Below are 22328 nucleotides of genomic sequence, written 5' to 3'. Positions count from 1 at the left end.
GGCGCACGGCACGTTCCGGTCGAGACGGTCGAGACGGGTCCCGCGCGTGCACCCCACCCCGAGGAGGCGGCCTTGTCCACACCGACTGCGCAGCACGCACCCGGCCGGGCGTCGGCCGACGGGGTCGCGGCCCGCGCCCGCGGCCTGACCAAGGCGTACGGATCGGGCGAGACCGCCGTGCTCGCCCTGGACGCGGTGGACGTCGACATCGTGCGCGGCCGGTACACCGCCGTGATGGGTCCCTCGGGCTCGGGGAAGTCCACCCTGATGCACTGCCTGGCCGGGCTGGACACCGTCTCGGCGGGCCGGGTGTGGATCGGGGACACCGAGATCACGGGGCTGAAGGACCGCGAGCTGACCCGGATCCGCCGCGACCGGATCGGGTTCATGTTCCAGTCGTTCAACCTCATCCCCACCCTGAACGCGCGGGAGAACATCACGCTGCCGATGGACATCGCCGGCCAGAAGCCGGACGAGCAGTGGCTCCGGCAGGTGATCGACACCCTCGGGCTGCGGGACCGGCTCACGCACCGGCCCGCGCAGCTGTCCGGCGGTCAGCAGCAGCGGGTGGCCTGCGCGCGGGCGCTGGCGTCCCGGCCCGAGCTGATCTTCGCCGACGAGCCGACCGGCAACCTCGACTCGCGGGCCGGGCTCGAGGTGCTGGGCATGCTGCGCGAGGCCGTGGACCGGCTCGGCCAGACGGTCGTCATGGTCACCCACGACCCGGGCGCCGCGGCCCACGCGGACCTGGTGCTGTTCCTGGCGGACGGCCGGATCGTCGACGAGATGGCGCGGCCCACGGCGGACGCCGTGCTGGAGCGGATGAAGCGCTTCGACGTGATCCGCGCCCGGCCCGACGGCGCGGGCCGTCCGCCGGGACCGGCTTCCGCCGACGGGACCGCCCCTGCCGGAGCGGGACCGGGCGGCGAGGACTGAGCCCGTGCTGAAGGCGACGCTGCGCAGCTTCCTCGCGCACAAGGGCCGGCTGCTGCTGTCGGCGCTGGCCGTCATGCTGTCGGTGGCATTCGTCGCGGGCAGCCTGATCTTCTCCGACACGGTCTCCCGCACCTTCGACCGCCTCTTCGCCTCCTCGTCCGCCGACGTGACCGTGACACCCCGGGAGGACCTGGAGTCCTCCGTGCCCACGGGCGCGCTGCGGACCCTGCCGGCCTCGCTCGCCGAGCGGCTGTCCCGGGTGGACGGCGTCGCGGCGGGACACGCGGACGTGGAGGCCGGCAACATCACGGTGGTGGACGCCGGGAACCGGTCGCTGGGGTCGACCACCGGAGCGCCCACCCTGGCCGTGGACTGGCACCTCAGCGAGCACAGCGTGGTGGAGCTGACCTCCGGCCGCGCCCCCCGCGGCCCCGGACAGGCCGTGCTCGACGCGGACACCGCCGACGCCAAGGGCGTCGAGATCGGCGACACGCTGACGATCCAGGCCCGGCCCGGCTCGTTCCGGGTGGAGATCGTCGGCATCGCCACCTTCACCACCACCAACCCGGGCGCGGCCCTGGTCTTCCTCGACCCCGAGGTGGCTGCGGCCGAGCTGCTCGGCTCCGCCGGCCTGGCGACCGGTATCTCCCTCACGGCCGCGCCCGGCGTGTCCGACGAGGTGCTGAAACAGCGGGTCGCCGCCGAACTCGGGCCCGGCCCCTACACGGTGCGCACGGCCGACGAGACCGCGCGGACGTCCGCGGAACAGCTCGGCGGCTTCCTCGACGTGATCAAGTACGTGATGCTCGGCTTCGCCGGGATCGCCGTGTTGGTGGGCGTGTTCCTGATCGTCAACACGTTCTCGATGCTGATCGCCCAGCGCACCCGTGAGCTGGGGCTGCTGCGGGCGCTCGGCGCCGACCGGCGTCAGGTGCGCCGCTCGGTGCTCGCCGAGGCCGTGCTGCTCGGCCTGGTGGGGTCGACGCTGGGGCTGGCGGCGGGGATCGGCCTGGCCTACGGCCTGATCGGGCTGATGAGCCTGGTCGGCATGAACCTCGACGCGGCCGAGATGGTCATCGGGTGGGCCACTCCCGTCACCGCCTACGCCGTCGGGCTCGGCGTGACCTTCGTGGCCGCCTACCTTCCCGCCCGCCGCGCGGCGGGCGTGTCGCCGATGGCCGCGCTCGTGGACGCCGAGGTCGCCGGGGTGGGCCGGCCGCTGCGCGCCCGCGCGGTGGCCGGTGCGGTGCTGGGGGCGCTGGGCGTCGCGGCGCTCGCGGGGTGCGCGGTGGCGCGGGAGACGTCCACGGCGGCGCTGCTGCTGGGGGTCGGTGTGTTCCTCACCCTGGTCGCCACGGTCGTCGCGGGGCCGCTGCTGGTGCGTCCGGTGATCCGGGTGCTCGGTGCCGCCTTCCCGGTGCTGTTCGGCGCGGTGGGGCGGATGAGCCGGCGCAACGCTCTGCGCAATCCGCGCCGCACCGGTGCCACGGCCGCCGCCCTGATGGTCGGGCTGGCCCTGGTGGGTGGGATGTCGGTGGCCGGCGCCTCGATGTCCCGGTCCTTCGACGAGCAGATCGACCGGACGCTCGGCGCGGACTTCGTCGTGCAGAACGCCAACCTGCTGCCGTTCACCCCCGAGCTGACCGAGCGGGTGCGGGACACCGAGGGTGTGGGCCGGGTGGTGCGGCAGCGGTTCGCCCCGCTGGCCGTGCGGCTGCCGGACGGCCGGCGGATCGAGACGACCGCCGCCGGGTACGACGACGGGGTCGACGACGTCGCCAACGTGACGTACACGCGCGGTGACACCGCCGCGGCCCTGGCGGACGGGAACCTCGCGATGGACGCGGACTTCGCCGCGGAGCACGACGTGCGCGTCGGCGACACCGTGCCGGTCGAGTTCCCCGGCGGGCGGCGCGCCGAGCTGACGGTGGCCGCCCTCACCGGCATGGCGGGCGGCGAGGGTTTCGGCATGCGGGGCGGGCTGTTCCTGGGCATCGCCACCGTCGAGCGGTACCTGCCCGGCGGTCTGGATTCCGCCCTGTACGTCAACGCGGCGCCGGGCACGGACGCCGGCACCCTGGGCGACCGCCTGGAGACGGCGCTGGAGCCCTATCCGCAGGTCCGGGCGCGGGATCAGGCCGACTACAAGGAGCTGGTGCACGACCAGATCGCGGTGCTGCTGTACCTCGTCTACGCACTGCTCGGGCTGGCCATCGTCATCGCGGTGATGGGAGTGGTCAACACGCTGGCGCTGTCGGTGGTCGAGCGCACCCGGGAGATCGGGCTGCTGCGGGCGATCGGGCTGTCGCGGCGCCAGCTGCGGCGGATGGTCCGGCTGGAGTCGGTGGTGATCGCGGTCTTCGGCGCGGTGCTGGGGCTGGCGCTGGGACTGGTGTGGGGCGTGTGCGTGCAGCGGGTGCTGGCCCTGGAGGGTCTGACCGCGTTCGCGGTGCCCTGGACCACCATCGTCGCGGTGGTGGTGGGCTCGGCCCTGATCGGCGTCGCGGCGGCCCTGCTGCCGGCGCTGCGCGCCTCCCGGATGAACGTCCTGGAGGCCATCGCCCACGACTGAGCGCCCGTCGGCGCGCCGCCCGGACACGGCCGCCCCCACACCCGGCGGGGGTGGTCCGGATCGTGGAAACCCCGTCCGCGGGCCCGTCCCGCGTGCTGGGATCGGCCCATGGACGAGCTGCGCGTACGGGCCGCCACGGCCGAGGACCTCGACACCGTGCTGGCCTTCTGGAAGGTGGCCGCCGAGGGCACCAGCATCAGCGACGACCGGGCCGGCGTGGAGCGGCTGGTCGCCCGGGACCCCGAGGCGCTGATCCTCGCCGAGCGGGAGGGGGAGGTGGTCGGGACGGTGATCGCCGGCTTCGACGGCTGGCGGTGCCACCTGTACCGGCTGGCGGTCCACCCGGACCACCGCAGGCAGGGCATCGGTTCCGCGCTGCTGGGCGCGGCCGAGGAGCGGTTCACGGCGCTGGGCGGCCGCCGGGCCGACGCGATGGTGCTGCAGCGCAACGCGACCGCGCAGCACGCGTGGCGCGCGGCCGGCTACGGACCGGAGGAGCGGTGGCGCCGCTGGGTGAAGCCGCTCGGCGCGTGATCCACGACCCGTCCGACCGCCTTTTGCCCATCCTTTACTCTTGGATGGCCACTCGGTCCTCCATGAAAGGTTGTGTGCGTCCGCCCATGGGCGAGCCTCCCTGTCCACGCCGTAGCGCCCGCGCGCGCCGTGGTACCTCCTCGCGACACCGCGCATCCCTCCCGGTCCTGTCCGACCATGGGACGGAGGTGTCCCGATGACCGAAGTGCTCCTGCTCCTGGTGGCGATCCTGCTCTCGCTCGCCTGCGGCGCGTTCGTCGCGGCGGAGTTCTCCCTCACGACGGTCGAGCGGGGAGAGCTGGAGCGTGCGGTCGAGCGCGGTGAGCGGGGCGCCGCGGGCGCTCTCAAAGCCGTACGGAACCTGACGTTCCAGCTGTCCGGCGCGCAGCTCGGCATCACCGTCACCAACCTGGTGGTCGGTATGCTCGCCGAGCCGTCGATCGCGGCGATGATCGCCGGGCCGCTGGAGGACGTCGGCGTCTCCACCTCGGCCTCCCGCTCGCTGGCCCTGGTGATCGGCACCGCCCTGTCGACCGTGTTCCTGATGGTGGTCGGCGAGCTGGTCCCGAAGAACTGGGCGATCTCCTCGCCGCTGACCGTCGCCAAGCGGGTGGGGAACGCGCAGCGCTGGTTCAGCGCCGCCTTCCGCCCCTTCATCACCCACCTGAACAACACGGCCAACCACATCGTGCGCCGGCTGGGCCTGGAACCCGCCGAGGAGCTGGAGTCCGCGCGCGGCCCGCAGGAACTGGCCGCGCTCGCCCGCCACTCCGCCAAGGAGGGCGCCCTGGAGCCGGACACCGCGGAACTGTTCGTGCGCACCCTGAACCTGGCCGACCTCACCGCGGAGAACGTGATGACCCCCCGGGTCCAGGTCGTCGCCCTGGACGTGCGGGCGACCTGCGAGGACGTGGCGAACGCGACGCGCGCGACCGGGCTGTCCCGGTTCCCCGTCTACCGCGACACCCTCGACGCCGTGGTGGGGACCGCGCACGTCAAGGACGTCCTCGCGATACCCGCGGAGCGCCGCGGGCGGGTGCCGGTGTCCGAGATGATGCGCGACCCCCTGCTGGTCCCCGAGTCGCTGACCGTCGACCGGCTGCTGGACCGGCTCTCCGGCCGGCGCACCATGGCCGTCGTGATCGACGAGTACGGCGGCACCGCGGGGGTGGCCACCCTGGAGGACATCGTCGAGGAGGTCGTCGGCGAGGTCCGCGACGAGCACGACCCGCACGAGACGCCCGACCTGGCCCGGGCCGGTGCCGACGAGGAGGGGCACGCCCTGTTCTCGGCGGACGGCTCGGCCCGCATGGACCAGCTCACCCGGGTCGGCCTGCGCGCGCCGGAGGGACCGTACGAGACGCTGGCCGGACTGGTGGCCACCCAGCTGGGGCGGATCCCGTCCGTCGGCGACGTGTGCGAGGTCGCCGGCTGGCGGGTCGAGGTGGTCGACGCGACCGGCCGCCGGGCCGCGCGCCTGCTGCTCCACGCCCCGCTCGACGACGCCCGCCTCTCCCCCGACGACGACGGGGGCGGCGGGGACGACGGGGACGGCGGGGGCGACGGCCGCGTGAGCCGCGGGGACCGTGAGGGCCGCCACGGCGGTGCGGACGGGAAACCCGCGCGGGACCGCGGCACGGGCCGGCACGGGCAGGACGAGAAGGGGGCGCGGCGATGACCGCGGTACAGCTGCTCATCGGTCTGGCGACACTCGTCGTCAACGCCTTCTTCGTGGGCGCCGAGTTCGCGTTGATCTCGGTGCGCCGCAGCCAGATCGAGCCGCACGCCGACCGGGGCGACCGGCGGGCCAAGAGCGTGCTGTGGGGTCTGGAGCACGTGTCGGCGCTGATGGCCGCCGCGCAGCTGGGCATCACCCTGTGCACCCTGGTGCTCGGCGTGGTCGCCGAACCGGCCATCGCGCACCTGCTGGAGCCGGTGTTCGAGGCGGCGGGCGTCCCCTCGGGTGCGGGGCACGCGGTGTCCTTCGTGATCGCGCTGACCCTCGCCACCTACCTGCACATGCTGCTCGGCGAGATGGTGCCCAAGAACATCGCGCTGGCGGAGCCCACCCGCAGCGCCCTGATGCTGGGCCCGCCGCTGGTCGCGCTCTCCCGCGCGCTGCGTCCGGTGATCTTCACGATCAACGCCTTCGCCAACACCCTGCTGCGGTTGCTGCGGGTCGAGGTGCGGGACGAGGTCGTGGCCTCGTTCTCGGACGCGGAGCTGGCGCAGATCGTCCAGGACTCCGGCGAGGCCGGCCTGATCGACGACCGGGCGCGGGAGCGGCTGAACGACGCCCTGGAGCTGGGCCGCCGCCCGGTCCGGGACGTGGTGATGCCGTTGGAGCAGGTGGTCTACGCGCGCCTGGGGGTCACCCCGGAAGGGCTGGAGGAGCTGTCCGTGGAGTCGGGTTTCTCCCGCTTCCCGGTGGTGGACGAGGGCCGGCGGATCGTCGGCTACCTGCACGTCAAGGACGCCCTGGACGCCTCGCCCAGGGACATGCCGTTCCGGCTGCGGGACATGCGCCCCATCGCGCGGGTCCGGGAGAGCACCCCGCTGGACGACGTCATCACGGCCATGCGCGGCAGCCGTACCCACCTGGCGGCCGTGCTCGGCGCCGATGGGAAGCTGGCGGGGCTGGTGACCATGGAGGACGTGCTGCAGGAGCTGTTCGGACAGCGGGCCTGAGACGTGCTGCGGGAGCTGGTCGGACAGCGGGCCCGAGACATGCTGCGGGAGCGGGGCTGAGCAGCGGGGGAGCCGACCGACCGCTGGGTATGTCGACCGGATACCATCGTCGGGCCATGCAGACGAACCCCTCCCACACCAGCCTGGTCGCGGTCGGCGACTCCTTCACCGAGGGCATGTCGGACCTCCTGCCCGACGGTACGTACCGGGGCTGGGCCGACCTTCTGGCCTCCCGGATGGCGGCCGTCACGCCCGGCTTCCGGTACGCGAACCTCGCGGTGCGCGGCAAGCTGATCCAGCAGATCGTCGACGAGCAGGTGGACACGGCGGCGGCCATGCGGCCCGACGTGATCACGTTGGTCGGCGGCCTCAACGACACGCTGCGGCCCAAGTGCGACATGGGGCGGGTCCGCGACCTGCTCACCGAGGCAGTGGAGCGGCTGGCCCCGCACTGCAAGCAGCTGGTGCTGATGCGCAGTCCGGGCCGTCAGGGTCCGGTGCTGGAGCGGTTCCGGCCGCGCATGGAGGCCCTGTTCGCCTGCGTCGAGGACCTCGCCGGCCGGCACGACGCGCTGGTCGTGGACCTGTACGGCGCTCCCGCCCTGTCCGACCCGCGGCTGTGGGACGTCGACCGGCTGCACCTGACGGCCGAGGGGCACCGCCGGGTCGCGGAGGCGGTGTGGCAGACGCTCGGCTACCCGCCCGAGGACGCCGACTGGCGGATCCCGCCGGCGGCCACCCTGCCGCCGGGCTGGGCCTCCCGCCGGGTCGCGGACGTCCGTTTCGCCCGCCGGCACCTGCTGCCGTGGATCGGCCGCCGCCTGACCGGCCGCTCCTCGGGTGACGGCCTGCCGCCCAAGCGGCCGGAGCTGCTCCCGTACGACCTCGGCTGAGCCGCGACCGGACCGCACCGAGCGGCGACCGGCCCGCACGGAACGGCGACCGGGCCGTACCGAGCCGCGGGCGGGCCCTGCCGAGGCGCGGCGGGTTCCCCGCGTCGCGGCGGGCTCCCCGCGTCGCGCCGGGCCGCACCGAGCCGCTTTGGAGGTTCCGCCGAATCACCCCGTGGCGGCTGCCTGCAGGAACCGCCAGTAGACTCCGTGCACGTGACTGCTGCGCCTGCCAAGCCCCGTATCCCGAACGTCCTCGCCGGACGCTACGCCTCCGCCGAGCTCGCCACGCTCTGGTCGCCCGAGCAGAAGGTGAGGCTGGAGCGGCAGCTCTGGCTCGCCGTGCTGCGGGCGCAGAAGGACCTGGGGATCGAGGTGCCGGACGCGGCGATCGCCGACTACGAGCGCGTCCTCGACCAGGTCGACCTGGCCTCGATCGCCGAGCGCGAGAAGGTCACCCGGCACGACGTGAAGGCCCGCATCGAGGAGTTCAACGACCTCGCCGGGCACGAGCACGTCCACAAGGGGATGACCTCCCGGGACCTCACCGAGAACGTCGAGCAGCTGCAGGTCCGGCTCTCGCTGGAGCTGATGCGGGACCGTACGGTCGCCGTGCTGGCCCGGCTGGGCAGGCTGGCCGGGGAGTACGGCGAACTGGTGATGGCCGGGCGCTCGCACAACGTGGCCGCGCAGGCGACCACCCTCGGCAAGCGGTTCGCGACCGCCGCCGACGAACTGCTGGTGGCGTACGGCCGGGTGGAGGAACTCCTCGGCCGGTACCCGCTGCGCGGCATCAAGGGCCCGGTCGGCACCGCGCAGGACATGCTGGACCTGCTCGGCGGTGACACGGAGCGGCTGGCGGAGCTGGAGCGGCGGATCGCCGGGCACCTGGGCTTCTCCGAGGCGTTCACCTCGGTCGGCCAGGTCTACCCGCGGTCGCTGGACTACGAGGTGGTGACCGCGCTGGTGCAGCTGGCGGCGGCGCCGTCGTCGCTGGCGAAGACGATCCGCCTGATGGCGGGGCACGAGCTGGTCACCGAGGGCTTCAAGCCGGGCCAGGTCGGCTCGTCGGCGATGCCGCACAAGATGAACACCCGCTCCTGCGAGCGCGTCAACGGCCTGATGGTGATCCTGCGCGGCTACGCCTCGATGACGGGCGAGCTGGCGGGCGACCAGTGGAACGAGGGCGACGTGTCCTGCTCGGTGGTGCGCCGGGTCGCCCTGCCGGACGCGTTCTTCGCGCTCGACGGGCTGCTGGAGACGTTCCTGACCGTCCTCGACGAGTTCGGCGCCTTCCCCGCGGTCGTCGCCCGCGAGCTGGACCGCTACCTGCCGTTCCTCGCCACCACCAAGGTGCTGATGGGCGCGGTGCGCGCGGGCGTCGGCCGGGAGGTCGCCCACGAGGCGATCAAGGAGAACGCGGTCGCCACGGCGCTGGCGATGCGGGAGCAGGGCGCCGAGCGCAACGACCTGCTGGACAAGCTGGCCGCCGACGAGCGTCTGCCGCTGAGCCGGGCCGAGCTGGAGGCGCTGATGGCGGACAAGCTGTCCTTCACCGGTGCCGCGGGCGGCCAGGTCGCCGCCGTGGTGGGGCGGATCGACGCGATCGTCAAGCAGCACCCGGAGGCCGCGGGCTACTCCCCCGGGGCGATCCTCTGACCCGCTCCGTGCCCCGTTTCACCCGCGAGGAGCTGGAGGCCGCCCGTGACCGGCTGGTGCCGGACGTGGTCGCGGACGGCCTCGACGTCCTGTTCTGCGGCATCAACCCGGGCCTGATGACGGCCGCGACGGGACACCACTTCGCCCGCCCCGGCAACCGCTTCTGGCCCGCCCTGCACCGTTCCGGCTTCACGCCCCGGCTGCTGGCGCCCGCGGAGCAGGAGGAGCTGTTGGGTCACGGGCTCGGCATCACCAACGTCGTGGCCCGGGCGACCGCGCGGGCGGACGAGCTGACCGCGCCGGAGTACCAGGAGGGCGGGCGGCTGCTCGCGGAGAAGGTGGCCCGGCTGCGGCCCCGTTGGCTCGCCGTCCTGGGCGTCACCGCCTACCGGGTGGCGTTCGACGACCGCGCCGCCCGGGTGGGGCCGCAGGACCGCACGATCGGTGACACACGGGTGTGGGTGCTGCCCAACCCGAGCGGGCTCAACGCGCACTGGACGCCCACGACCCTGGCGGAGGAGTTCGCCCGGCTGCGGGAGGCCGCGCGGGCGTAGTCCCGGACCGCTCTCCCCTGGGCGGTCAGACCGGCGGTGTGCCGCTGACCACCGCCAGCAGCTGCACCCCGCCGTCACCGTCCCGGTCGGCGACGGCCACCGCGGCCCACCGTCCCGCCCCCTCCACCTCCCACAGCCACGCCGTGGCCGCCCGGGCGCTCAGCCACGCCCAGGGCTCGGGTATCTGCTCCCGCTCGGTCCGCAGCAGGACCGTCTGCAGGTTCCACAGGCCGGGCGGGCCCCAGCGCGCCGTCAGCCGCTCCCGCAGGGCCTCGCACTCGGCCTCGATCTGCTCGACGGTCACCGCCCACGACGCCGGGTCGCCGCGCAGGGAGTGACTGCCCGCCAGCACCACGACGTGGTGTCCCGGCCCCCGGGGACCACCGGGCGACGGGCCGTGGTCCGCCGGGAAGGGGCGGACGCACAGCTCGTCGAGGAGGGCCATGTGCCGGGCGATGTCCATGGGTTCCAGTAAACCCGCCGCCACTGACACTTGGCGGGGTGTCAACAGGCCCCCGGCCCCGGGCCCCAGGCCCCGGTCAGGCGTCCCGGCGCCGCAGGCTCCACGCGCCGGTCAGCAGCGCCGCCGCCGTCCACAGCGCGCTGACGGCAAGTCCCGCCCAGGGGCCGAGGATTCCGTCGTAGGACTGGTGGAGGATCACCTGGCCGGCCCGGTCCGGCAGGACGTCGGCGACCGTGCCGGACATGTCGCCGATCACGAAGGACACCATGAGGATGAACGGGATCAGCACGGACAGCGTCGCCACCTGGCTGCGCAGCACCGTGGCGAGCCCGGCGGAGAACAGCGCCATCAGCATCAGGTAGACGGCGCAGCCCACCACCGCGCGGACCTGCTCGCCGACGGTGAGACCGCTCGCCGCCGAGCCGAGCCCCGCACGCCCCGCCAGCAGGCCGGCCACGGCCGTGGGCAGGCCCACCAGCAGCACGGGGACGGCGATCGACACGATCTTCGCGGCGTACCACCGGCCGCGCTGCGGGACCGCCGCCAGCGACTGGCGCAGGGCGCCGTTGTGGAATTCCGCCGACACGGCCATGGCTCCGAAGGACACGGCGGCGATCTGCCCGAACACGACCCCGAACAGGGCCATGAACAGCGGGTCGAACTGCGGGTCCGCCGTCTCGGGGGCCGCGGACAGCGCCGAGAAGGCAGGGGTCACGGCGAACATCGCGAACAGGGCGGCGGGCTGCGAGCGGACGGTGCTGATCTTGAGCCACTCGGAGCGGAGCACGGGTGCGAACGACATGGTCAGACCTCCTGGTGGCGGGCGGCGAACTCGGTCTCGGTCTCGGTCAGGTCGAGGTACGCCTGTTCCAGCGTCCCCTCGTCCGCCGCGAGTTCGAGGATCGGCACTCCCGCGGCGGAGGTGAGGCGCCCGATGTCCTCCACCCGGGCGTCCGGCACCGTCCAGTGCCCGTCCGGGTGGTCCAGGACGTCGTGACCGGCACCGGCCAGGGCGGATCTGAGCGCGGCCGGGTCGGACGTGCGGACCCGGACCGCGGGCCGCACCCGCCCGTCGACGAACTCCCGCAGCGGGGTGTCGGCCAGCAGCCGTCCCCGTCCGAGGACGATCAGGTGGTCGGCGAACGAGGCGGTCTCGTGCATCAGGTGGCTGGAGACCAGCACGGTCCGTCCCTCGTCGGCCAGCCGGCGCAGCAGGGTGCGGATCCACACGATGCCCTCGGGATCGAGGCCGTTGGACGGTTCGTCGAGCAGGACCACCTCGGGGTCGCCGAGCAGCGCGGCGGCGATGCCCAGCCGCTGACGCATGCCCAAGGAGTAGGTCCGCACCCGGCGGCGGGCCGCCGAGGCCAGCCCCGCCTCCTCCAGCACCTCGTCCACCCGGCGGTCCGGGATGCGGTGGGTGGCGGCCAGGACCCGCAGGTGGTCGCGGCCACTGCGGTTGCCGCGCGCGGCCTGCGCGTCGAGCAGGGCACCGACGCGGTGCAGCGGCTGTTCCAGCGTGGTGTAGGGGTGGCCGTCCACGGTCGCCGATCCCGAGGTCGGGTGGTCGAGGCCGAGCACCAGGCGCATGGTGGTGGACTTGCCGGCGCCGTTGGGGCCGAGGAAGCCGGTGACACGGCCCGGCCGCACGCTGAAGGTGAGGTGGTCGACGGCTCGCCGGGTGCCGTACTCCTTGGTGAGGTCCTTGACGTCGATGCTGGTCATGGGCTCAGCATGGTCGCCGGACCGGGGCCGGGGGCTCCCCCGGGCGGGGAGATCCGCTCCCCCGTGCGGGGGAGGCGACGGCGGGCGGGCGCCTGACATGATGCCGGGATGCTCCGGTTCCTGCGTCCGTTCCTGCGCGGGGTCACCTACACCCGCCAATTGCATCTGTGGGTGCCCGCGCTTCCGTTCGCCGTCTGGGCGCTGATCCTTCCTTCGAAGCCCTGGCTGCCCGTCTTCGTGGTCGTCCCGATGGGGCTGATCCCGGCGGTGCGCAGACTCGAGGGCGTCCAGGCGCGGTTGCTGCTGACGTCCGGTGAGCGGGAGCCGGGCATCTCGCAGGAGCCGTCGGCGACCTGGCGCGACCGGCGGCGGACCGCACTGTGGCTCGCGGTGCGGTTGATTCTGGGGGCGGTGACGACGTTCCTCACCGTGTGGCTGCCGGGATTGTGCGTCGCGCTGGTCCAACTCGGCGTGGGGAGCGTGCCCTGGGGCGTGCCCGTGTTGAAGGACGTGTCCCCCCACTGGGCGTACGCGGTGCTCGCGCCGCTCCCGTTGATCGCGTTCGGCGCGGCCGTGGTGGGGCTGGGTGAGCTGATCACCGCTGCTGCGCGCCGCCTCCTCGGCCCCTCCCCCGCTGAGCGGCTGGCCGCGATGGAGGCCCGGACCGAGCAGCTGCTGGAGCGCACGCGGATCGCCCGGGAGCTGCACGACTCCATCGGCCACGCGCTGACCGTCGCGGTCCTGCAGGCCGGTGCCGCACGGACGGCGGGCGACCCGGCCTTCACCGACCGGGCACTGGGCGCCATCGAGGAGACCGGCCGGGCGGCGCTGGAGGATCTGGAACGCGTCCTGCGGGTGCTGCGCGACCCGGCGAAGCCGGCGGGCAACCGTCCCGCCCTCGTGGACGCCGACCGCCTGCTGGAGTCGGCGCGGGCGTCGGGGGCGACGGTGGACGCCGAGGTGACCGGGCCGGTGGAGACGGTGCCGGGTCCGGTGTCCCGGGAGGGCTACCGCATCCTCCAGGAGGCGCTGACGAACGTGCTGCGGCACGCCGGGGCAGTCCCCGTGCGGGTCCGGATCGGCGTCGCCGCCGGCACGTTGTGCCTGGACGTGCGCAATCCGCTGCCGTCGGCCGTTCCCCGCCACCGGGAGGGCAGCGGCCTGCGGGGCATACGGGAGCGGGCCGCCCTCCTGGGCGGATCCGCGTGGACGGGGCCCGAGCAGGGTGACTGGAGGGTGCGGGCCGAGCTGCCGGTGGGCTGACCCGTCGGTGCCGACCGGTGCGCGGCCGCTGCTCCGCGCGTGAGGTGTACGGCGGTGGCCGGGGCCCGCGCAGGCCGGTGCCCGGCGCCCCTCGGGTGCGGCGTGGTCCGGGGGCACTCCGGTGCCTCGGCGGGCAACGTCTGCCCGTCCAGGAGCGGCGTGCGGTGCCTGCTCTCGCGTGCCGGACGGAAGCGCTCGTACTGGACGTACTGGGGTTTTCGGCCGGTGCGGCGAGAGTGCGTGCCGGGCGCTACGACGGGGCAGACGTTGCCTGTTGCGGCACTAGGCTGTCCGCATGCCGGTCACCGTCCTGCTCGTCGACGACGAACCGCTGGTGCGCGCGGGTCTGCGGGCCGTGCTCGAGGCGCAGCCCGACATCGAGGTGGTCGGGGAGGCCGCCGACGGGGCGGCGGTGATCCCGCTGGTGCGGCAGCTCGGCCCGGACGTGGTGGCCATGGACGTGCGGATGCCGCTGATGGACGGCATCGAGGCGACCCGGACCCTGCTGCGGACCATGGACGCGCCACCGAAGATCCTGGTGGTGACCACGTTCGAGAACGACGAGTACGTCTACGACGCGCTGCGCGCGGGCGCCGACGGGTTCCTGCTGAAGCGGGCGCGCCCGGCGGAGATCGTGCACGCGGTCCGGCTGGTCGCCGAGGGCGACTCCCTGCTGTTTCCTGCCTCGGTGCGGCAACTGGCCGCCGCCTACGGTGCGGGCGAGCGGGCGGAGGACCCCCCGTCGTGGTCGGCGCGGCTGACGGAACGGGAGGCGGAGGTGCTGCGGCTGATGGCGCGGGGGCTGTCGAACGCGGAGATCGCCGCCCGGCTCGTGGTGGGGGCGGAGACCGTGAAGTCGCACGTCAGTTCCCTGCTCGGGAAGCTGGGGGCGCGCGACCGCACGCAGGCGGTGATCGCGGCGTACGAGTCGGGGTTCGTGACGCCGGGGTGAGGGCGTGGGCCCCCGGGAGGGCGGTGCCCGGAGGTCGCCGGGGTGGGCGGCGACGAGTACGATCCGGCCAACACCTGCACGAACTCGGAGGACGGACGGTGGGTCGGCTGACCGGCGGGGACCCGTCGCTGTTGCGGAGGATCAACTCCGCGGTGGTGCTGCACGCGTTGCGGACCACGGACTGCGCGACGCTGACCGAGATCTCCGGTGTCACGGGGCTGTCCCGGCCCACGGTCGAGGGCGTCGTGGAGGGCCTGATCGAGGCGGGTCTGGTGGCGGAGAAGGCCGCCGAGGAGGGCACCGCACGACGCCAGGGGCGGCCGGCGCGGCGGTTCCGGTTCCGCACGGAGGCCGGTCACCTGCTGGGCCTGGAGATCGGCCCGCACCGGGTGAGCGCGCTGCTGTCCGGGCTGGACGGGCGGGTGATCGGCGCCGAGGCGGGCGAGGTCCGGGAGACGGCGTCGGCCGACGAGCGGCTGGAGCGCCTCCTGGCGGCCGTCGCCACCCTGCTGCGCCGGGCCGGGGTCGACCGGGACGCGCTGCGCGCCGTGGGCGTCGGGACCCCCGGCATCGTCGAGGCGGACGGCACGGTGCGGCTGGGCACGGCGCTGCCGGGCTGGACGGGACTGGGACTGGGCGAGCGGCTGGGCCGGTCCTTCAGCTGTCCGGTGCTGGTGGAGAACGACGCCAACGCGGCCGTGGTCGCCGAACACTGGAAGGGCTCGGCCACCGACTCCGACGACGTGGTGTTCGTGCTGGCCGGGCTGAGCCCCGGCGCCGGCGCGCTGATCGGCGGACGGCTGCACCGGGGGTACGGCGGGGCGGCGGGCGAGATCGGGGCGCTGCACCTGCTGGGCCGGGAGGTGACCCCGGAGACGCTGCTGTCCACCACGGACGAGCCCCTGCACCCGCTGGACGAGCAGGCCGTCGCGCAGGTCTTCGCCCAGGCGCGGGAGGGCGATCTGCGGGCCGTCGCTGCCATGGAACGCTTCATCCAGCGGCTGGTGCACGACGTGGCGGCGCTGGTGCTGGCCCTGGATCCCGAGCTGGTGGTGATCGGCGGCTGGGCGGCCGGGCTGGACGGCGTCCTGGCGCCGCTGCGCCGCGAGCTGGCCCGCTACTGTCTGCGCCCGCCGAGGGTGGCGCTGTCCCTGCTGGGCGAGGCCGTGGTGGCCACCGGTGCGCTGCGGCTCGCCCTGGACCACGTGGAGCAGCAGCTCTTTGCGGTGGAGGGGACGGTGACGGCCCGCCGGTAGCGGGCCGGGGCGGAGGGCGACGGACGCGTCCGGGGACGGGTCGGCGCGGTTTCGTCCGCGCCGCGATCCGGCCGGCGTGCGCCCGGCGTCCGCGCCGCGATCCGGCCGGCGTGCGCCCGGCGTCCGCCCTGCTCCGTCGGCCCCGGTCCCGTGGGTCTCACCGCCCGCACCACTCCACCCCGCCCGGGGGCGACGGCGGCGTGCGCGTCCCCCGGGGCGCCGCGTGCGGGGCGGCCCCGGGGAGGGACGTTCAGGAGGCGTGGCGCTGCGGGCCGTGGTGGATCTCGACGCCGCCGGAGTCGCCGAACGTCAGGCGGCAGGTGTCGGCGCGGTAGGTCGCCACGGAGAGGGCGGCCGTGCGGCCCCGAGCGACGTAGCGGGTGGTGACGACGAGGACGGGGGCGCCCGGCAGACGGTCCAGTTCCCGGGCGTCGTCCGCCCGGGCGGAGCCCAGCTCCACGGTGTTCTCCTGCCGCTCCAGGTCCAGGCGCTGCAGTTCGCGCAGGACCGCGCGGGCGCGGGCCGGGCCGGACGGGGCGTCGATGCCGGACAGGTCGGGCACCGAGGCGGCGGGGATGTACAGCAGTTCGGCGGCGACGGGCTGACCGTGGGAGACGCGGGACCGGCGCACCACGTGCACGGGCTCGTCCCTGCCGGTGACCAGGGCCTCGGCGATGGCGGCCGACGGCACCTCCAGGGCGCTGTCGAGGGTCTGCCAGGCGTCGTCGGGGCCGCCGGGCCAGGTGTGCTGGGCGGTGCCGACGGACACCCCCACCCGCGGCGGCGCGACGGTCGTGCCGACGCCCCGGCGGCGCTGCAGCCGGCCTTCGAGTTCGAGCTGTTCCAGGGCCTGCCGGAGGGTGGCACGGGCGACCCCGAAACGGGCCGCGAGATCGCGTTCGTTGGGGAGGATCTCCCCCACGGTGAACTCGGTCTCCAGGGCCTCGCTGAGCACGGTCCTGAGATGCCAGTACTTCGGTTCCGGCACCGTTTCCAGCTGCGTGGTCCCCACCCTGTCCTCCGCGATCGCCGTGTGCGGCGGCGTTTAAGCGCCCTTGTTTATTAAAGGTTGTTTCACTTGTCAGCGACGATAGGGCGGCCCACCCCCTTGGTCAATACCAATCGGCCCGTCGGCGCGGACCCGCGGACGGCGCACCCGGCGCGCGGGCCCGGCCGGAGAGGGCTCGGACGCGGCGGCCGGAGGGGTCATCCGAGGTCGGCCAGGGAGCGGAGCTTGTCCGGGTTGCGGAGGAGATAGACGGTCCGGACGCGTCCGTCGGCGACGTCCACCTGGAAGACGGCGTCGGGCCTGCCCCCGGAGAGGACGAGCACCGCGGGGCCGCCGTTCAGTTCCAGCACCCGGACGGTGAGGTCCGGCACGCCCTTGGCCGCGACCCCGGCGAGGAAGCGGGCCACGTGGTCGGCGCCGCGCAGCACCCGCAGGGGGGCGCGTGACCGGCCGCCGCTGTCGCCGATGAGCCGGGCGTCCGGGGCGAGCAGTTCCAGCAGCCGCTCCAGGTCACCGCCGGCCGCGGCGGCCAGGAACCGCTCGGTCAGGTCGCGGCGGTGTGCGGGGTCGGCGTCGTAGCGGGGGCGACGCTCCTCGACGTGCTGCCGGGCGCGCGCGGCGAGCCGGCGCACGGCCGGTTCGGAGCGGTCCAGCAGGGCGGCGATCTCCGCGTGCGGGAAGCCGAAGGCCTCGCGCAGGACGAACACCGCGCGCTCCAGCGGGGAGAGCGTCTCCAGGACGACGAGGACGGCGAGCGAGACGGAGTCGGCGAGCACCGCCCGCTCGGCGGTGTCCGGCGTGGTGTCCCCGAACGCGGTGACGTACGGCTCGGGCAGCCACGGGCCGACGTAGGTCTCGCCGCGCGCCTTGATCCGGCGCAGCCGGTCGACGGCCAGGCGGGCGGTGACCCGCACCAGGTAGGCACGCGGTTCCCGGACGTCGGACCGGTCGCCGTCCGCCCAGCGCAGCCAGGCGTCCTGCACGACGTCCTCGGCGTCCGACACGCGGCCGAGCATGCGGTAGGCGACGCCCAGGAGGAGGGAGCGGTGTTCCTCGAAGACGTCGGTCCGGGTGGCGTCGCTCACCCGGTCATCCCAGCCCACGGAGCGGGCGGTGTCCAGGCGGGCCGGCCGGCGCGTCCGCGGTGGCGTCCGCCGCCCGGGACGCCTGGGCCCGCCCGGGGCTACCCGCGGGTAGCGATTGCTGACAAGCTGTCTACGGCGTCGAGCGGCGTCCGGGGTCCGGCACCGCGCCCGGACCGCGAGATCCCAGCCCACGGGTTCCGGCCCACGAGTCCCAGACGAGGAGCACCCTCATGTCCGCGACCGTCTCCTTCCAGGTCACCACCGCGCACGGCCCGCGCACCGTGACGCTGTCCTGTGCCCGCGCCGGCCGCGGGGAGCCGCTCCTGCTGCTGCACGGCATCGGCCACCACCGGCAGGCCTGGGACCCGGTCGCGGACATCCTGGCGACGGAGCGTGAGGTGATCGCCGTGGACCTCCCGGGGTTCGGCGCCTCTCCCGCCCTGCCCGACGGCCTCCCCCACGACCTGGCGACCATGACCGCGGTCCTCGGCGCGCTCTGCGCGGAACTGGGGGTCGAGCGGCCCCACGTGGCGGGCAACTCGCTCGGGGGCCTGCTGGCGCTGGAGCTGGGCCGGGCGGGGCTCGCCCGCTCCGTCACGGCGCTCTCCCCCGCCGGGTTCTGGACCCCGGCGGAGCGGCGCTACGCCTTCGGTGTGCTCCTCGCGATGCGGCGCCTCGCGGAGCGGATGCCGCTGCCCCTGGTCGAGCGGCTCGCCCGTTCGGCGGCCGGCCGCGCGGCCCTCACCAGCACCATCTACGCCCGCCCCGGACGCCGCGCGCCCCGGGCCGTGGTCGAGGAGACGCTCGCGCTCGCGGGGGCGCCCGCGTTCACCGAGACCTTGCGGGCGGGCACCACCGTGCGCTTCACCGACGACGTGCCCGGCATCCCGGTCACCGTGGCCTGGGGCAGCCGGGACCGGCTGCTGATCCCCCGGCAGGGGGTGCGGGCCAAGCGGACGATCCCGCGCGCCCGGCTGGTCCGGCTGCCGGGCTGCGGTCACGTGCCGATGAACGACGACCCGTCCCTCGTCGCCCGCGTGCTCCTCGACGGCAGCCGCTGAGGCGGGACGGCACACGGGTCCGCGGCAGGCGTCGGAAGGCGTCGGCCGGCACGGGCCCCCTACGTCGGCGCCCGGAGGGCCTGCGGGCCGGGGTGCCAGCGAGGGTGCCCGACGCCGGCACTGGGACGGCCCTGCGGGGCCTGCGGGCCGGGCAGTCCGTCCGGGTGCCGACGCAGGCTCCCGGACGGCCGGCGTGGCCTGCGGGCCGGGCGGCGCGCGGGTGGCGCGATCCGGTTGTTCACGTCGTGTTCGGGTGCGTGCCGCGCCGCCCGAGTACATCTGACGGCGCACACTGACCGGATCCCGGCTCCCGTCCCTGGAGGCGCCCATGACACACCGTCAGTTCCTTGCTCGTCGCGCCGTGTTGCGCGGAACGCTCGCGGCATCGGCGGCCGTGACCCTCTCCCCCGCCCTCGGCCAGGCCCCGGCCTTCGCCCGGTCCGGACGCCCGCGCGCGGCGTGGGGTGTGCAGAGCGGCGAGGTCACGCACCACTCCGGGCTCGTGTGGGTGCGGTCGGACCGGCCGGCCCGGATGCTGGTGGAGACCTCGGCGACGGAGTCGTTCCGCAACGCCCGCCGCTGGCGCGGCCCGCTGCTCGGCGCCGGGACGGACTTCACCGGCACCACCCGCCTGCTGGGCCTCCCCCCGGGCGAGACGATCCACTACCGGGTGACGCTCGCCGACCCCGACGATCCGCGCCGCTCCGGCGAGCCGGTCACCGGCGTCCTGCGCACCGCGCCGGTGCGGCGGCGGGACGGCGTCCGGTTCGTCTGGTCGGGCGACCTGGCCGGGCAGGGCTGGGGCATCAACCCGGATGCGGGCGGCTACCGGATCTTCGACGCCATGTCCCGGCTGGACCCCGACTTCTTCCTGTTCAGCGGGGACACGATCTACGCCGACGGCCCGATCGAGGCGACCCGGACGCTTCCCGACGGCCGCCTGTGGCGCAACGTCACCACCGAGGAGAAGTCCCAGGTCGCCGAGACCCTGGCCGAGTTCCGCGGCGCCTTCCGCTACAACCTGCTCGACGAGAACCTGCGCCGGTTCAACGCGCGGGTGCCGTCGATCGTGCAGTGGGACGACCACGAGGTGCGCAACAACTGGTACCCCGGCCAGACGATCGCCGACACGGACACCCGCTACACGGAGAAGAGCGTCGACGTGCTGGCGGCCCGGGCCCGTCGCGCCTTCGGCGAGTACTTCCCCACGGTGGCGCCGCGACCGGGCGCCCGCGAGCGCCGGATGTACCGGGTGCTGCGACAGGGGCCGCTGCTCGACGTGTTCGTCCTGGACATGCGGACCCACCGCAACGCCAACTCCCCCGGCCGGCAGACCGTCGACCCGCAGGGCATCCTGGGCCGCGAGCAACTGGACTGGCTGAAGCGGGAGCTGGCCAGGTCGCGGGCGGTGTGGAAGGTGATCGCCGCGGACATGCCGATCGGGCTGGTCGTGCCGGACACCACCGAGGGCCGGCCGCACGTCGAGGCGGTGGCCCAGGGCGACCCCGGCGCGCCCCTCGGCCGTGAGCTGCAGATCGCGGAGCTGCTGCGGTTCGTGAAGCACCGGCGGATCACCGGCACGGTGTGGCTGACGGCCGACGTGCACCACACCTCGGCGCAGCACTACCGGCCCGAGCGGGCGGCGTTCGGCGACTTCGAGCCGTTCTGGGAGTTCGTCTCCGGGCCCCTGAACGCCGGCGCCTTCCCGGCAGTCGCACTCGACGGGACCTTCGGACCGGAACGGGTGTTCGTCAAGGCGCCGACGGCGTCGAACGTCTCGCCCGCCGAGGGGTACCAGTTCTTCGGCCAGGTCGACATCGACGGCGACAGCGGGGAGTTGACGGTGCGGCTGCGGGAGCAGGACGGCACCGTGCTGTACACGAAGCGGCTGGTGCCGGGGCGGGTCGGCCAGTGACGCGGACGGCCCCGACGGGCAGCGGGAATCCGGACATAAGAACTCTTTACTCACCGGTCACAGTGCGTTCGTGATCACGAAACACGCCTCGTCCACCGTGGATGCATGAGTCGAGACATGTCCGATCCGACGGCCCCCGTCCCGCACGGCCGCGCCGGCCGCCCGAAGTCGCCGGCCGGCTCCGCCCGTTCCTTCACCGCGCTGCTCCGCAGGGGACGGGCACGACGCCACGGTCACGCGCCACCGGAACCGGATACCGGTGGCGCCCGGCCCGAGGGTGCCCTGTGGCGGATGCGGACCACGGTGGAGGACCGGCCGGGGTCGCTGGCCGCGCTGTGCACGGCGCTCGCCGGGCGGGAGGTCGACATCCTGAGCCTCCAGACGCACCCGCTGGGCACCGCCACGGTGGACGAGTTCCTGCTGCGCGCCCCGGCCGGCCTGTCCGGGACCGAGCTGTCCTCCGCGGTGTCGGCCGCCGGGGGGACGGACACCTGGGTCGAGCGGGCGGACCCGCACGACCTGGCGGACGTCCCGACCCAGGTCCTGGCCCTGGCCGCCCGCACCGCGCTGGACGCGGCGGAACTCCCCTTGAGCCTGCGCCAGTTGCTGGGCCGCTGCTCGATCCGCTCACTGCCCGCCCCCCGGCCCGGCCACCCGTCGGCGGGCGGGACCCCGGCGGAGGACGCGCTGGAGGCCACCGTGATGCGGCTGCGCGCCTCCGACGGCGGCACGGTCGTCGTCGAGCGGCCGCATCTGCCGTTCACCCCCACGGAGTTCGCCCGCGCCCGGGCGCTGGTGGACCTGGACGCCCGGCTCGGCCCCCGCCTCCCCGCCGGCCGGGACGTGCTGACCCTGGCCGAGGGCCGGGACGTGACGGTGCGCCGCGCCGACACCTCCGATGTGCCGGCCGCGCGGGAGATGCACCGACGGTGCTCGCCCCGGACCCTGCGGATGCGCTACCACGGCCCGGTCGGTGACGCGGACCGCTACCTGCGGCACCTGCTCGGCCCGCGCTTCGGCCGCACCCTCGCCGCGCAGACCGCGTCGGGGCGCATCGTGGGCCTGGGCCACCTGCTGTGGGACGGTGACGAGACGGAGGTGGCGCTGATCGTCGAGGACGCGTGGCAGCACCGGGGCATCGGCCGCGAACTGCTCAGCCGGCTCGTGACGATGGCCGCGGAGGCGGGCTGCGCCCAGGTGTACGCCGTGACGCAGGCGTCGAACACCGGGATGGTCGCCGCCATGCGCGGTCTGGGGCTTCCCCTCGACTACCGGATCGAGGAGGGCACGCTCGTCATCACCGCCCAGCTGGACGCCGCCCCGACGGACCACGGGCGCACCCCGCACAGCGCGGGCGCCGGGGGGCCGGGTGCCGGTACCGGCCGTGGGGAGCACGCCGGCCGGTCGTGACGCGGGAGGCGACCCGGTGCGGCGCGCCGCACCGATGCCGCACCGATGCCGCGCCGATGCCGCGCCGGTGGCGTGACGGCCGCGCCGCGGCGCTGGTCGGGCGGCCGGGTCACGGCGCACGGGTCACGGCGCACCGGCCGGGTTCCGGCCGCGTTCCGGCCTCGTCCTGGCCGCGGGTCCGCCCTCTGACGCCGGTGCTGCGAGGTCACGAGGGGCCGACGCGCCCCCAGCGGCGGAAGACGCGGATGCCACGGATGACGCGGACAGCGGCGGACCGCGGCGGTCGGCCGCCCACCGCGGCGGCGAGGAGCTGGGAGACGGCATCGACGGCATCGCCATCTGCGCGACCGTCCCCT

19 protein-coding genes are annotated in these 22328 nt (G+C 74.8%); 14 read left to right on the top strand and 5 right to left on the bottom strand.

Annotated features, from left to right (window positions below; all coding sequences use genetic code 11):
- The first annotated feature begins 72 nt into the window (after positions 1 to 72).
- The 8 genes from AB0F01_RS23565 to mug all read left to right on the top strand — a co-directional run bounded on the left by AB0F01_RS23565 (position 73) and on the right by mug (position 9833).
- Positions 73 to 936 carry an ABC transporter ATP-binding protein gene (locus tag AB0F01_RS23565; protein ID WP_362099095.1) on the top strand — a complete coding sequence of 288 codons (864 nt, stop codon included), beginning with the start codon at positions 73 to 75 and terminating at the stop codon, positions 934 to 936.
- A gap of 4 nt (positions 937 to 940) precedes the next feature.
- Positions 941 to 3508 (top strand): ABC transporter permease, encoded by a 2568-nt coding sequence (locus AB0F01_RS23560; RefSeq protein ID WP_362099092.1) that lies wholly within the window; start codon positions 941 to 943, stop codon positions 3506 to 3508.
- 108 nt (positions 3509 to 3616) lie between these two features.
- The gene (locus AB0F01_RS23555) at positions 3617 to 4042 is read left to right on the top strand and encodes a GNAT family N-acetyltransferase (RefSeq protein ID WP_362099089.1); all 426 of its coding nucleotides are present in this window, start codon (positions 3617 to 3619) and stop codon (positions 4040 to 4042) included.
- A gap of 196 nt (positions 4043 to 4238) precedes the next feature.
- Positions 4239 to 5720 (top strand): hemolysin family protein, encoded by a 1482-nt coding sequence (locus AB0F01_RS23550; protein ID WP_362099086.1) that lies wholly within the window; start codon positions 4239 to 4241, stop codon positions 5718 to 5720.
- Positions 5717 to 6730, top strand: a complete 1014-nt coding sequence (locus AB0F01_RS23545; RefSeq protein ID WP_362099083.1) for a hemolysin family protein — start codon at positions 5717 to 5719, stop codon at positions 6728 to 6730. The genes AB0F01_RS23550 and AB0F01_RS23545 overlap by 4 nt, the downstream gene beginning before the upstream one ends.
- Positions 6731 to 6846: 116 nt before the next feature.
- The gene (locus AB0F01_RS23540; protein ID WP_362099080.1) at positions 6847 to 7623 is read left to right on the top strand and encodes an SGNH/GDSL hydrolase family protein; all 777 of its coding nucleotides are present in this window, start codon (positions 6847 to 6849) and stop codon (positions 7621 to 7623) included.
- 213 nt (positions 7624 to 7836) lie between these two features.
- On the top strand, positions 7837 to 9279 hold the full coding sequence (gene purB / locus AB0F01_RS23535) for an adenylosuccinate lyase (RefSeq protein ID WP_362099077.1): 1443 nt from the start codon (positions 7837 to 7839) through the stop codon (positions 9277 to 9279).
- 8 nt (positions 9280 to 9287) lie between these two features.
- Positions 9288 to 9833 (top strand): G/U mismatch-specific DNA glycosylase, encoded by a 546-nt coding sequence (mug, locus tag AB0F01_RS23530; RefSeq protein WP_362099074.1) that lies wholly within the window; start codon positions 9288 to 9290, stop codon positions 9831 to 9833.
- Between the two features lie 25 nt (positions 9834 to 9858).
- On the opposite strand, the gene AB0F01_RS23525 is transcribed toward mug, so the two are convergent.
- The 3 genes from AB0F01_RS23525 to AB0F01_RS23515 all read right to left on the bottom strand — a co-directional run bounded on the left by AB0F01_RS23525 (position 9859) and on the right by AB0F01_RS23515 (position 12021).
- Positions 9859 to 10296, bottom strand: a complete 438-nt coding sequence (locus AB0F01_RS23525; protein ID WP_362099072.1) for a hypothetical protein — start codon at positions 10294 to 10296, stop codon at positions 9859 to 9861.
- 76 nt (positions 10297 to 10372) lie between these two features.
- Positions 10373 to 11098 (bottom strand): ABC transporter permease, encoded by a 726-nt coding sequence (locus AB0F01_RS23520; RefSeq protein ID WP_362099069.1) that lies wholly within the window; start codon positions 11096 to 11098, stop codon positions 10373 to 10375.
- 2 nt (positions 11099 to 11100) lie between these two features.
- Entirely contained in the window at positions 11101 to 12021 is a 921-nt protein-coding gene (locus AB0F01_RS23515) for an ABC transporter ATP-binding protein (RefSeq protein WP_362099067.1), read from the bottom strand.
- Positions 12022 to 12129: 108 nt separating this feature from the next.
- Here AB0F01_RS23515 and AB0F01_RS23510 point away from each other — a divergent pair, with 108 nt between their 5' ends.
- The 3 genes from AB0F01_RS23510 (at position 12130) to AB0F01_RS23500 (ending at position 15492) form a co-directional block, all read left to right on the top strand.
- A complete protein-coding gene (locus AB0F01_RS23510) occupies positions 12130 to 13284 on the top strand; it encodes a histidine kinase (protein WP_362099065.1) in 1155 nt (384 codons plus the stop codon).
- Positions 13285 to 13579: 295 nt separating this feature from the next.
- The gene (locus AB0F01_RS23505) at positions 13580 to 14236 is read left to right on the top strand and encodes a response regulator transcription factor (protein WP_362099062.1); all 657 of its coding nucleotides are present in this window, start codon (positions 13580 to 13582) and stop codon (positions 14234 to 14236) included.
- Between the two features lie 98 nt (positions 14237 to 14334).
- Positions 14335 to 15492 (top strand): ROK family protein, encoded by a 1158-nt coding sequence (locus AB0F01_RS23500; RefSeq protein ID WP_362099059.1) that lies wholly within the window; start codon positions 14335 to 14337, stop codon positions 15490 to 15492.
- A 250-nt stretch (positions 15493 to 15742) separates the two neighbouring features.
- Here the strand turns inward: AB0F01_RS23500 and AB0F01_RS23495 are convergent, their stop codons facing one another.
- Together AB0F01_RS23495 and AB0F01_RS23490 are read right to left on the bottom strand one after the other, a co-directional pair.
- Positions 15743 to 16504, bottom strand: coding sequence for a GntR family transcriptional regulator (locus AB0F01_RS23495; protein ID WP_362099056.1), 762 nt, complete (start codon positions 16502 to 16504; stop codon positions 15743 to 15745).
- A 194-nt stretch (positions 16505 to 16698) separates the two neighbouring features.
- Entirely contained in the window at positions 16699 to 17586 is an 888-nt protein-coding gene (locus tag AB0F01_RS23490; RefSeq protein ID WP_362099054.1) for an RNA polymerase sigma-70 factor, read from the bottom strand.
- A gap of 230 nt (positions 17587 to 17816) precedes the next feature.
- On the opposite strand from AB0F01_RS23490, the gene AB0F01_RS23485 reads away from it, so the two are divergent.
- From AB0F01_RS23485 to AB0F01_RS23475, 3 genes are all read left to right on the top strand, one after another.
- The gene (locus tag AB0F01_RS23485) at positions 17817 to 18647 is read left to right on the top strand and encodes an alpha/beta fold hydrolase (RefSeq protein WP_362099051.1); all 831 of its coding nucleotides are present in this window, start codon (positions 17817 to 17819) and stop codon (positions 18645 to 18647) included.
- A gap of 328 nt (positions 18648 to 18975) precedes the next feature.
- On the top strand, positions 18976 to 20562 hold the full coding sequence (locus tag AB0F01_RS23480; RefSeq protein ID WP_362099048.1) for an alkaline phosphatase D family protein: 1587 nt from the start codon (positions 18976 to 18978) through the stop codon (positions 20560 to 20562).
- A 117-nt stretch (positions 20563 to 20679) separates the two neighbouring features.
- Positions 20680 to 21972 (top strand): GNAT family N-acetyltransferase, encoded by a 1293-nt coding sequence (locus AB0F01_RS23475; RefSeq protein ID WP_362099045.1) that lies wholly within the window; start codon positions 20680 to 20682, stop codon positions 21970 to 21972.
- Positions 21973 to 22328: the final 356 nt, after the last annotated feature.

Origin of the sequence: Streptomyces sp. NPDC029526 (assembly GCF_040637405.1) — a bacterium.
In the GTDB taxonomy this organism is placed as follows: Bacteria; Actinomycetota; Actinomycetes; order Streptomycetales; family Streptomycetaceae; genus Streptomyces.
This window is presented reverse-complemented; position numbering and strand designations above follow the sequence as displayed.